Raw genomic sequence first — 12,570 nt, 5'->3', positions numbered from 1 at the left:
AGCGTCTTCGCGGGGGGATCGCTATAATCGGCGGCTTTTGTTCATGAGTGCGGGGTGAAGGATGCGCGATCGACTATTGGCTGCAGAGAAAGTTAAGGCCATCGATTGGCGTGATGGCGCCCTGTACCTGCTGGATCAGCGTATTTTGCCGTTCGAGGAAACCTGGATCGCCTACACCAGCGCCGCTGGCGTGGCCGAGGCCATTCGCTCGATGGTGGTGCGCGGTGCGCCGGCGATCGGCATCAGTGCCGCCTATGCCATGGTGCTGTCAGCCCGCGCCCGCATTGCCGAAGGCGATGACTGGCAAGCCGCATGGGAAGAGGATTACGCGTTGCTGGCAGATTCCCGGCCAACGGCGGTGAATCTGTTCTGGGCCCTGAGTCGCATGCGCGACCGCCTGGACCGTCTCAAGGGCGATGCAGACCCTCTGGCGGCGCTGGAGGCGGAAGCCATTGCCATTCACGAAAGCGACCGCGAAGCCAACCTGACCATGGCCCAACTGGGTGTGGACCTGATCCGCAAGCATCAGGGCAATGCCCAGGCGATCCTGACCCACTGCAACACCGGCGCACTCGCTACGGGCGGTTTCGGTACGGCGCTGGGGGTGATTCGTGGTGCGTTTATTGAAGGTATGGTCGAGCGTGTCTACGCCGACGAAACCCGTCCCTGGCTGCAAGGTTCTCGGTTGACTGCGTGGGAACTGGCCAATGAAGGCATTCCCGTGACCCTCAATGCCGACTCAGCCGCCGCGCACATCATGAAGACCAAAGGCATTACCTGGGTGATCGTCGGCGCGGACCGGATCACTGCCAATGGCGACGTGGCCAACAAGATCGGCACCTATCAACTGGCGGTGTGCGCGATGCACCATGGCGTGCGCTTTATGGTGGTGGCGCCGAGTTCGACCATCGACATGAACCTGGCCAGTGGCGACGACATTCCTATCGAAGAGCGCGACGGCAGCGAATTGCTGAATGTCGGCGGCAAGCGGGTCGGGGCGGATGTCGATGCCTTCAACCCGGTATTCGACGTAACGCCGGCGGACCTGATCGATGCGATCGTCACCGAGAAAGGCATCGTCGAGCGGCCTGATACCGCGAAGATGGCGCAGTTGATGTGCCGCAAGCGTCTGCATTGACGATCTTTAGCGTCAGTTAAATCGCAATCGCGAGCAAGCTCGCTCCCACACTTGACGGTGTCTGGCTGGATAACTCGGTCAAATGTGGGAGCGAGCTTGCTCGCGATAGGGCCCGCAAAGCCAACAAATCAGCCTGAATTCGTCATTCGACAAGGCTCTAAGCCTCTCTCGTCCCCGTTAAGCCTGTCACCGGTCAACTAACTATGCTCCATGCGCATCAGGGGGATAGGTGCGTGGCGGCTCTTGTGATAACATCCGGCGTTTTCCGAGGCAGTCCCACGGGGTTGTCTTTACTGCGCAGATCCATGGCATAACTCGTTGATTTGTCGTAAGTCGGTGCATGGCAATCAGTCGGCATCGGCGAGCTTCGTTCGTCCCATATGGATGTGACGAAGTTTCACCAGAAAAAGGAATCAGGCTTCTCATGGGCGAACTGGCCAAAGAAATCCTCCCGGTCAATATCGAAGACGAGCTGAAGCAGTCCTACCTCGACTACGCGATGAGCGTAATTGTCGGGCGGGCACTGCCGGATGCGCGCGATGGCTTGAAGCCCGTGCACCGGCGTGTGCTGTTCGCGATGAGCGAGCTGGGCAACGACTTCAACAAGCCGTACAAGAAATCTGCCCGTGTTGTCGGTGACGTGATCGGTAAGTATCACCCTCACGGTGATACCGCGGTGTACGACACCATCGTTCGGATGGCGCAGCCATTCTCCTTGCGCTACCTGCTGGTAGACGGCCAGGGCAACTTCGGTTCGGTGGACGGCGACAACGCCGCAGCCATGCGATACACCGAAGTGCGCATGACCAAGCTGGCGCACGAGCTGCTGGCTGACCTGCACAAAGAAACCGTGGACTGGGTGCCGAACTACGACGGCACCGAAATGATCCCGGCGGTCATGCCGACCCGTATTCCCAACCTGCTGGTCAACGGCTCCAGCGGTATCGCCGTGGGCATGGCGACCAACATCCCGCCGCACAACCTCGGTGAAGTCATCGACGGTTGCCTGGCCCTCATCGACAACCCTGAGTTGACCATCGATGAGCTGATGCAATACATCCCGGGTCCGGACTTCCCGACCGCCGCGATCATCAACGGTCGCGCCGGTATCATCGAAGCCTACCGCACCGGTCGCGGCCGCATTTACATGCGCGCCCGCTCGATGATCGAAGACATCGACAAGGTCGGTGGTCGCCAGCAGATCGTCATCACCGAACTCCCTTACCAGCTGAACAAGGCCCGTCTGATCGAGAAGATCGCCGAGCTGGTTAAAGAGAAGAAGCTGGAAGGCATCACCGAACTGCGCGACGAGTCCGACAAGGACGGTATGCGCGTCGTGATCGAACTGCGTCGCGGCGAAGTGCCTGAGGTGATCCTCAACAACCTTTACGCCCAGACCCAGCTACAAGCGGTGTTCGGTATCAACATCGTTGCGCTGATCGACGGTCGTCCGCGGATCCTGAACCTCAAGGACCTGCTGGAAGCCTTCGTTCGTCACCGTCGCGAAGTCGTGACCCGTCGTACCGTGTTCGAGCTGCGTAAAGCCCGCGAACGTGGTCACATCCTGGAAGGTCAAGCGGTTGCCCTGTCGAACATCGACCCGGTCATCGCCCTGATCAAGGCCTCGCCGACGCCGTCGGAAGCCAAGGAAGCGCTGATCAAGACTGCGTGGGAATCTTCCGCCGTGGTCGCGATGGTTGAGCGCGCCGGTGCCGACTCGTGCCGTCCAGAGACCCTGGACCCGCAATACGGTCTGCGCGAAGGCAAGTACTTCCTGTCGCCAGAACAGGCACAAGCCATTCTCGAACTGCGTCTGCACCGCCTGACCGGTCTGGAACACGAGAAGCTGCTGGCCGAGTATCAAGAAATTCTCAACCAGATCGGCGAACTGATCCGCATCCTCAGCAGCGCTACGCGCCTGATGGAAGTGATCCGCGAAGAACTGGAAGTGATCCGCGCCGAATACGGCGACGTGCGCCGCACCGAAATTCTCGATGCCCGTCTCGACCTGACCCTGGGTGACATGATCCCGGAAGAAGAGCGCGTCGTGACCATTTCCCACGGTGGCTACGCCAAGACCCAGCCATTGGCTGCGTACCAGGCTCAGCGTCGTGGCGGTAAAGGCAAGTCGGCCACCGGCGTCAAGGATGAGGACTACATCGCTCACCTGCTGGTCGCCAACAGCCACACCACGCTGCTGCTGTTCTCCAGCAAGGGCAAAGTGTACTGGCTGAAAACATACGAAATCCCGGAAGCGTCCCGCGCAGCCCGTGGTCGTCCGCTGGTCAACCTGCTGCCGCTGGACAGTGATGAATACATCACCACCATGCTGCCGGTCGACGAATACACCGAAGGTCACTTCATCTTCATGGCGACTGCCAAAGGCACCGTGAAGAAGACCCCGCTGGAATCCTTCAGCCGTCAACGCAGCGTCGGCCTGATCGCGCTGGAGCTGGATGAAGGCGATGTACTGATTTCTGCTTCCATTACCGATGGCAGCCGCGAAGTCATGCTGTTCTCCGACGGTGGCAAGGTGACTCGCTTCAAGGAAACCGACGTTCGCGCCATGGGCCGTACCGCTCGCGGTGTCCGCGGTATGCGTCTGCCGGAAGGCCAGAAGCTGATTTCCATGCTGATCCCGGAAGAAGGCAGCCAGATCCTGACCGCTTCGGCCCGTGGTTACGGCAAGCGCACGGCGATCACTGAGTTCCCTGAGTACAAACGTGGCGGTCAGGGCGTTATCGCCATGGTCAGCAACGACCGTAACGGCCGTCTGGTCGGTGCAGTCCAGGTGCTCGATGGCGAGGAGATCATGCTGATTTCCGACCAGGGCACCTTGGTTCGTACTCGAGTCGACGAAGTCTCCAGCCTGGGTCGTAACACCCAGGGTGTGACCCTCATCAAACTGGCCAGCGACGAAACGCTAGTCGGTCTGGAGCGGGTCCAGGAGCCGTCGGAAGTCGAGGGCGAAGAGCTCGAAGGTGAAGAGGGCGAAGAAGGTGCAGTGTTCGACGGTGAAGTCGTGATCGACGACGTTGCTGAAGACCAGCAACTCGACGCCGCAGCCGACGAAGAGCCGCAGGAATAAGTGGACAAACAGGGGGCGGATGAAGATTCGCCCCTTCTTGTTTCTCCTGTTTGAATGTAGGGCTTGTAGGACTTGTAGGAGCTGTCGAGTGAAACGAGGCTGCGATCTTTTGATCTTGCTTCGCAGATGCCGGGAAAAGATCGCAGCCTCGTTTCACTCGACAGCTCCTACGGCTCCTACGACCCCTACAGGATTTTTGAATTTTCAGATTTACTGCGTGATACCACCAAATCAGAGCGAGATTGGATGTGAGCAAGAGAGCCTATAACTTCTGTGCCGGTCCTGCGGCGCTTCCTGAAGCTGTCCTGAAGCGCGCTCAGGGTGAACTCCTCGATTGGCACGGCAAGGGCCTGTCGGTCATGGAAATGAGCCATCGCAGTGATGAGTTCGTGTCCATCGCCACTAAGGCCGAGCAGGATCTACGTGATCTGCTGAATATCCCTTCGAACTATAAAGTGCTGTTCCTGCAGGGCGGCGCCAGCCAGCAATTTGCCCAGATTCCGCTGAACCTGTTGCCTGAAGGCGGCTCGGCCGACTACATCGACACCGGTATCTGGTCGCAGAAAGCCATCGAAGAAGCTTCGCGCTACGGCAACGTCAATGTCGCTGCGACCGCCAAGCCTTACGACTATTTCGCTATTCCCGGCCAAAACGAATGGAGCCTGTCGAAAGACGCGGCCTACGTTCACTACGCGCCAAACGAAACCATCGGCGGCCTGGAATTCAACTGGATCCCGGAAACCGGTGATGTGCCGCTGGTGGCCGACATGTCTTCGGACATTCTCTCGCGTCCAGTGGATATCTCGCGTTTCGGCATGATCTACGCCGGCGCCCAGAAAAACATCGGCCCGAGCGGCATTGTGGTGAACATCGTTCGTGAAGACCTGCTCGGTCACGCCCGTTCCTTGTGCCCGACCATGCTCAACTACAAGGTCGCGGCCGATAACGGCTCGATGTACAACACGCCGCCGACCCTGGCCTGGTACTTGTCGGGTCTGGTATTCGAGTGGCTGAAAGAGCAGGGTGGTGTTGAGGCTATCGGCAAGCTCAATGAAGTCAAACAGCGCACGCTGTACGATTTCATCGACGCCAGCGGCCTGTACAGCAACCCGATCAACAAGTCGGATCGCTCGTGGATGAACGTGCCGTTCCGCCTGGCCGACGATCGCCTGGACAAGCCATTCCTGGCCGGCGCCGACGAACGCGGCCTGCTGAACCTCAAAGGCCACCGTTCGGTGGGCGGCATGCGCGCCTCCATCTATAACGCCGTCGACATCGTTGCAGTCAACGCACTGATTTCGTACATGGCAGAGTTCGAGAAGGAACACGGCTAATGTCTGAGCAAGAACTCAAGGCACTGCGCGTTCGCATTGACGCCCTGGACACCAAGGTCCTGGAGCTGATCAGCGAGCGTGCACGCTGCGCCCAGGAAGTTGCGCGAGTAAAGATGGCCTCGCTGGCCGAAGGCGAAGTGCCAGTGTTCTATCGTCCTGAGCGCGAAGCTCAGGTGCTCAAGCGCGTGATGGAGCGTAATCAGGGGCCGCTGGGCAATGAAGAGATGGCGCGGCTGTTCCGCGAAATCATGTCTTCGTGCCTGGCCCTAGAGCAGCCGCTGAAAGTGGCGTACCTCGGCCCTGAAGGCACCTTCACCCAGGCTGCGGCCATGAAGCATTTCGGCCACGCGGTGATCAGCAAGCCAATGGCGGCGATCGACGAAGTGTTCCGCGAAGTGGCGGCTGGCGCGGTGAATTTTGGTGTGGTCCCGGTGGAAAACTCCACCGAAGGCGCGGTCAACCACACCCTCGACAGCTTCCTGGAACACGACATGGTGATCTGTGGCGAAGTCGAGCTGCGGATCCACCATCACCTGTTGGTCGGCGAAAACACCAAGACCGATAGCATCAGCCGCATCTATTCCCACGCCCAGTCGCTGGCCCAGTGCCGCAAGTGGCTGGACGCCCATTACCCGAATGTCGAGCGCGTGGCGGTGTCCAGCAACGCCGAAGCGGCCAAGCGGGTCAAGGGTGAGTGGAACTCGGCGGCGATTGCCGGTGACATGGCTGCAGGTTTGTACGGGCTGACCCGTCTCGCCGAGAAAATCGAAGATCGCCCGGATAACTCCACGCGCTTCCTGATGATCGGCAGCCAGGAAGTGCCGCCGACCGGCGACGACAAGACCTCGATCATCGTCTCCATGAGCAACAAGCCCGGCGCACTGCACGAGTTGCTGGTGCCGTTCCACGACAATGGCATCGATCTGACACGGATCGAGACCCGTCCGTCGCGCAGCGGTAAATGGACCTACGTGTTTTTCATCGACTTCGTCGGCCATCACCGCGATCCATTGATCAAAGGCGTGCTGGAAAAGATCAGTCAGGAAGCAGTAGCACTCAAAGTGCTGGGTTCCTACCCGAAAGCAGTTCTCTAAGGGGTAGCAAATGAGTGGTGACTTCCTCGCTCTGGCACAGCCGGGCGTGCAACAACTTTCGCCGTACGTTCCGGGCAAGCCTGTGGACGAACTGGCGCGCGAGCTGGACATCGATCCGGCCAAAATCGTCAAACTGGCCAGCAATGAAAACCCGTTGGGTGCTAGTCCCAAGGCATTGGCCGCGATTCGTGAAGAATTGGCCGAGCTGACCCGTTATCCCGATGGCAATGGTTTTGCGCTGAAGACGCTGTTGGCCGAACAGTGCCGCGTCGAGCTCAATCAAGTGACGTTGGGCAATGGTTCCAATGACATTCTGGAGCTGGTCGCTCGCGCGTATCTGGCGCCTGGTCTGAATGCGGTGTTCAGCGAGCATGCGTTCGCGGTCTATCCAATCGTGACTCAGGCCGTAGGTGCTGAGGCGCGGGTTATTCCTGCCAAAGACTGGGGCCATGATCTGCCGGCGATGCTGGCCGCGATCGATGCCGACACCCGCGTGGTGTTCATCGCTAACCCGAACAACCCGACCGGGACCTGGTTCGGCGCCGAAGCGCTGGACGAGTTCCTGCAGGACGTACCGGCCCATGTGCTGGTGGTGCTGGATGAGGCCTACATCGAATACGCCGAAGGCAGTGACTTGCCGGATGGCCTCGATTTCCTCGCCGCTTATCCGAACCTTCTGGTTTCGCGCACGTTCTCCAAGGCGTACGGTCTGGCGGCATTGCGAGTCGGTTATGGCTTGTCGACCGCCGTGGTCGCCGATGTGCTGAATCGCGTACGTCAGCCATTCAACGTCAACAGCCTGGCCTTGGCCGCGGCGTGCGCAGCCCTGCAGGATGCCGAATACCTGGCCGAAAGCCGTCGCTTGAACGAGGCCGGCATGCTGCAACTGCAAGCGGGTTTCCGCGAGTTGGGGTTGAGCTGGATTCCGTCCAAGGGCAACTTTATCTGCGTCGATCTGGGTCAGGTCGCTGCACCGGTCTTCCAGGGTTTGCTGCGCGAAGGCGTGATCGTGCGTCCGGTGGCCAACTACGGCATGCCGAACCACCTGCGCATCACCATCGGTCTGCCGGCTGAGAACAGTCGCTTCCTTGAGGCGCTGACCAAGGTTCTGGCTCGTGGTTGATGTCACTGCATTGCAATCTGCTGAACCTATGATCGGGCGCCTGGTGGTGGTCGGTCTGGGGTTGATCGGTGGTTCGTTTGCCAAGGGTTTGCGTGAAAGCGGCCTGTGCCGCGAAGTGGTCGGGGTCGATCTCGATCCGCAGTCGCGCAAACTGGCGGTAGAGCTGGGCGTGGTGGATCGTTGCGAAGACGACCTGGTGGCTGCATGCCAGGGCGCTGACGTGATCCAGCTGGCCGTGCCGATCCTCGCCATGGAAAAAATGCTTGCCCGTTTGGCCGGCATGGATCTGGGTCAAGCGATCCTGACCGACGTCGGCAGCGCCAAAGGCAATGTGGTGCGCGCGGCCTCCGAAGCGTTCGGCGGCATGCCGGCGCGTTTCGTGCCGGGCCATCCGATTGCCGGTTCCGAGCAGAGCGGGGTTGAAGCCTCCAATGCCGAGCTGTTCCGTCGCCATAAAGTGATTTTGACGCCGCTGGATCAAACCGATCCGGCAGCCCTGGCTGTGGTCGACCGTCTGTGGCGCGCTTTGGGCGCCGATGTCGAGCACATGCAGGTCGAGCGCCACGACGAAGTGTTGGCGGCAACCAGCCATTTGCCGCACTTGCTGGCGTTCGGTTTGGTCGACTCGTTGGCCAAGCGCAATGAAAATCTTGAGATCTTCCGTTACGCTGCGGGCGGTTTTCGCGATTTCACAAGAATTGCGGGTAGCGACCCGGTCATGTGGCACGACATCTTCCTCGCCAACCGCGAAGCTGTCCTGCGCACACTCGATACATTTCGCAGCGACCTCGACGCCTTGCGCGACGCGGTCGATGCAGGGGATGGGCACCAATTGTTGGGCGTGTTTACGCGCGCCCGGGTTGCCCGCGAACATTTCAGTAAAATCCTGGCCCGCCGGGCTTATGTGGACGCTATGAACTCCAACGACCTGATTTTCCTGGCACAACCTGGTGGCCGCCTGACTGGGCGGATTCGTGTACCGGGCGACAAATCGATTTCCCACCGTTCGATCATGCTCGGCTCCCTGGCTGAAGGCACCACCGAAGTGGAAGGTTTCCTCGAGGGCGAAGATGCCCTGGCGACCTTGCAAGCCTTCCGCGACATGGGCGTCGTGATCGAAGGTCCGCACCACGGTCGCGTGACCATCCACGGCGTCGGCCTGCATGGCCTGAAGCCTGCGCCAGGTCCGATCTATCTGGGCAACTCCGGCACGTCGATGCGCCTGCTGTCCGGCCTGTTGGCGGCGCAGAACTTCGACAGCACTCTGACCGGTGATGCTTCGCTGTCCAAGCGCCCGATGAATCGCGTGGCCAACCCGCTGCGGGAAATGGGTGCTGTGATCGAGACGGCCGCAGAAGGTCGTCCACCGATGACCATTCGTGGCGGCAACAAGCTCAAAGGCCTGACTTACACCATGCCAATGGCCAGCGCCCAGGTTAAATCCTGCCTGCTGCTGGCGGGTCTGTACGCTGAAGGCAAGACCACTGTTACCGAGCCAGCACCGACCCGTGACCACACCGAGCGCATGCTGCGTGGCTTTGGCTACCCGGTCACCGTTAACGGTGCAACGGCGTCGGTCGAGTCCGGCCATAAGCTGACCGCCACCCACATTGAAGTACCGGGGGACATCTCGTCGTCGGCGTTCTTCCTGGTGGCTGCATCGATTGCCGAAGGTTCGGAGCTGGTGCTCGAGCACGTCGGCATCAACCCGACCCGCACTGGCGTAATCGATATCCTGCGCCTGATGGGCGCCGACATCACCCTGGAAAACCAGCGTGAAGTAGGCGGCGAACCGGTGGCTGATCTGCGCGTGCGGGCAGCTAAACTCAAAGGTATCGAGATTCCCGAGGCGCTGGTCCCACTGGCCATCGACGAGTTCCCGGTGTTGTTCGTGGCGGCGGCCTGTGCCGAAGGGCGCACCGTGCTGCGCGGCGCCGAAGAGCTGCGAGTCAAGGAGTCGGACCGGATCCAGGTCATGGCCGATGGCCTGCTGGCGCTGGGCGTCAAGTGCGAGCCGACCCCGGATGGCATCATCATCGACGGCGGCCTGATCGGCGGCGGCGAAGTGCATGGTCACGGCGATCACCGGATTGCGATGGCCTTCAGCGTGGCTTCGCTGCGCGCCACGGCACCGATTCGCATCCATGACTGTGCCAACGTCGCGACCTCGTTCCCGAATTTCCTTGCGCTGTGCGCGCAGGTCGGTATCCGTGTTGCACAAGAGGCTCAGTCGTGATTATCAAGCCACCGGTCATCACCATCGACGGTCCCAGCGGTTCGGGCAAGGGCACTATTGCCGGGATTCTGGCCAAGCGTCTGGGCTGGTGTCTGCTGGATTCCGGTGCGCTGTATCGTCTGCTGGCGTTCGCGGCGCGTAACCATGGCGTCGATCTGACCAATGAAGAGTCGCTGAAACTGTTGGCCGCTCATCTGGACGTGCAGTTCGTCGGCGCGACCGAAGGTCATCCGCAGCGAATCATTCTCGAAGGTGACGATGTCACTGACGATCTGCGCAACGAGCAAGTCGGTGCCTGGGCTTCTCAGGTCGCTGCGCTGCCGGCGGTGCGCGATGCGCTGCTGCAGCGCCAGCGGGCATTTCAGGAGCCGCCGGGCCTGGTGGCCGATGGTCGCGACATGGGCACGGTGGTATTTCCCGACGCACCGCTGAAGATATTCCTCACTGCCAGTGCCGAGGAGCGTGCGCGCCGTCGATACTTGCAGTTGAAGGGCAAAGTCGATGGTGTTAGTCTGTCGAGTCTGCTAGATGAGATACGTGTCCGCGATGAGCGTGACACCCAGCGAGCGGTAGCCCCGCTCAAACCGGCGGCTGACGCCATACAGCTGGATTCCACGGAATTATCCATCGATCAGGTGCTGGAACGCATCATGAGCGAGATCGCCATTCGCGATATCGCCGGGTGACCAAGAAGCTTCGCAGGGGACCAGTCATAGTCTTGCGCTGCTTCTTCTAATGAACGTAACCCACGTCGTCTGGGATGTGGAGATGGGCGTATCCTTCGCCCTTATTCAACAGGAATTAAAATGAGCGAAAGCTTTGCGGAACTCTTTGAAGAAAGCCTAAAAACCCTGAACCTTCAGGCAGGCTCCATCATCACCGGTGTTATCGTTGATATCGATTACCAAGCTCGCTGGGTAACCGTTCACGCTGGCCTGAAGTCTGAAGCACTCATCCCGCTTGAGCAGTTCTACAACGATGCTGGCGAACTGACTATCAACGTCGGTGACGAAGTTCACGTTGCTCTGGACTCGGTTGAAGACGGCTTTGGTGAAACCAAGCTGTCCCGTGAAAAAGCCAAGCGCGCTGAATGCTGGATTGTTCTGGAAGCAGCCTTCGCAGCCGAAGAAGTGGTCAAGGGCGTTATCAACGGTAAGGTTAAAGGCGGCTTCACTGTCGACGTTAACGGCATCCGTGCGTTCCTGCCAGGTTCTCTGGTTGACGTTCGTCCAGTGCGCGACACCACGCACCTGGAAGGCAAAGAGCTGGAATTCAAGGTCATCAAACTCGACCAGAAACGCAACAACGTTGTCGTTTCCCGTCGTAGTGTCCTCGAAGCCGAGAACTCCGCTGAGCGTGAAGCTCTGCTGGAATCCCTGCAGGAAGGTCAACAAGTCAAAGGTATCGTCAAAAACCTCACCGATTACGGCGCATTCGTCGATCTGGGTGGCGTCGATGGCCTGCTGCACATTACCGACATGGCTTGGAAGCGTATCAAGCATCCTTCCGAAATCGTCAACGTTGGCGACGAGATCGATGTCAAGGTTCTGAAGTACGATCGCGAACGCAATCGTGTTTCCCTGGGCCTGAAGCAACTGGGCGAAGATCCATGGGTTGCTATCAAAGCCCGTTACCCAGAAAGCACTCGCGTTACCGCTCGTGTAACCAACCTGACCGACTACGGCTGCTTCGCTGAGCTGGAAGAAGGCGTTGAAGGTCTGGTACACGTTTCCGAAATGGACTGGACCAACAAGAACATCCACCCTTCGAAAGTCGTACAAGTCGGCGACGAAGTGGAAGTTATGGTTCTGGACATCGACGAAGAGCGTCGTCGTATCTCCCTCGGCATCAAGCAGTGCAAATCTAACCCATGGGAAGATTTCTCTGGCCAGTTCAACAAGGGCGATAAAATCTCCGGCACCATCAAGTCGATCACCGATTTCGGTATCTTCATTGGTCTGGACGGCGGCATCGACGGTCTGGTTCACCTGTCCGACATCTCCTGGAACGAAGTGGGCGAAGAAGCCGTTCGCCGCTTCAAGAAGGGCGACGAGCTGGACACCGTTATCCTGTCGGTTGACCCAGAGCGCGAGCGCATCTCCCTGGGCATCAAGCAACTGGAAAGCGATCCGTTCTCCGAGTACGTTCAAGAGAACGACAAAGGCGCAATCGTTAAAGGCATCGTGAAAGAAGTTGACGCTAAAGGCGCCATCATCACTCTGGCCGACGATATCGAAGCGACTCTGAAAGCCTCCGAAATCAGCCGTGACCGCGTTGAAGACGCGCGCAACGTTCTGAAAGAAGGCGAAGAAGTAGAAGCCAAGATCATCAGCGTTGACCGTAAGAGCCGCGTAATCCAGCTCTCCATCAAGTCGAAAGACGTTGAAGAAGAGAAAGAAGCAATCCAGAGCCTGCGCGACAAGCCAGCTTCGGATGCTCCTGCTGCTGGTCCTACCACTCTGGGCGACCTGTTGCGTGCACAAATGGAAAAACAGAACTAAGTTCTGTCAGACCATAGAAAAAGGGCGACTTCGGTCGCCCTTTTTTGTGCCTGCGA

Annotated in this window: 8 protein-coding genes; all 8 read left to right on the top strand. The window is 59.3% G+C overall.

What is annotated here, in order from left to right; all coding sequences use genetic code 11:
* Positions 1 to 61: 61 nt before the first annotated feature.
* On the top strand, positions 62 to 1,138 hold the full coding sequence (mtnA, locus tag ACWIKB_RS16200; protein WP_475268095.1) for an S-methyl-5-thioribose-1-phosphate isomerase: 1,077 nt from the start codon (positions 62 to 64) through the stop codon (positions 1,136 to 1,138).
* Between the two features lie 424 nt (positions 1,139 to 1,562).
* The gene (gene gyrA / locus ACWIKB_RS16195; RefSeq protein ID WP_123510133.1) at positions 1,563 to 4,226 is read left to right on the top strand and encodes a DNA gyrase subunit A; all 2,664 of its coding nucleotides are present in this window, start codon (positions 1,563 to 1,565) and stop codon (positions 4,224 to 4,226) included.
* Positions 4,227 to 4,474: 248 nt separating this feature from the next.
* Complete coding sequence (gene serC, locus ACWIKB_RS16190; RefSeq protein WP_475268093.1) at positions 4,475 to 5,560, top strand: 3-phosphoserine/phosphohydroxythreonine transaminase; 1,086 nt, start codon at positions 4,475 to 4,477, stop codon at positions 5,558 to 5,560.
* The gene (gene pheA / locus ACWIKB_RS16185; RefSeq protein ID WP_028620536.1) at positions 5,560 to 6,654 is read left to right on the top strand and encodes a prephenate dehydratase; all 1,095 of its coding nucleotides are present in this window, start codon (positions 5,560 to 5,562) and stop codon (positions 6,652 to 6,654) included. Before serC ends, pheA begins: the two co-directional genes overlap by 1 nt.
* A gap of 10 nt (positions 6,655 to 6,664) precedes the next feature.
* Entirely contained in the window at positions 6,665 to 7,777 is a 1,113-nt protein-coding gene (hisC, locus tag ACWIKB_RS16180) for a histidinol-phosphate transaminase (RefSeq protein ID WP_401328531.1), read from the top strand.
* Positions 7,778 to 7,805: 28 nt separating this feature from the next.
* The gene (locus ACWIKB_RS16175; RefSeq protein WP_475268243.1) at positions 7,806 to 10,013 is read left to right on the top strand and encodes a bifunctional prephenate dehydrogenase/3-phosphoshikimate 1-carboxyvinyltransferase; all 2,208 of its coding nucleotides are present in this window, start codon (positions 7,806 to 7,808) and stop codon (positions 10,011 to 10,013) included.
* Positions 10,010 to 10,699 carry a (d)CMP kinase gene (gene cmk / locus ACWIKB_RS16170; protein ID WP_054051914.1) on the top strand — a complete coding sequence of 230 codons (690 nt, stop codon included), beginning with the start codon at positions 10,010 to 10,012 and terminating at the stop codon, positions 10,697 to 10,699. Before ACWIKB_RS16175 ends, cmk begins: the two co-directional genes overlap by 4 nt.
* A 120-nt stretch (positions 10,700 to 10,819) precedes the next feature.
* The gene (gene rpsA, locus ACWIKB_RS16165) at positions 10,820 to 12,514 is read left to right on the top strand and encodes a 30S ribosomal protein S1 (RefSeq protein ID WP_213939899.1); all 1,695 of its coding nucleotides are present in this window, start codon (positions 10,820 to 10,822) and stop codon (positions 12,512 to 12,514) included.
* The last annotated feature ends 56 nt before the right edge of the window (positions 12,515 to 12,570 follow it).

The organism is Pseudomonas sp. 5Vm1k (genome assembly GCF_056161485.1).
The sequence above is the reverse complement of the archived record's forward strand: the minus strand, read 5'-3'. Positions and strand labels throughout refer to the sequence as shown.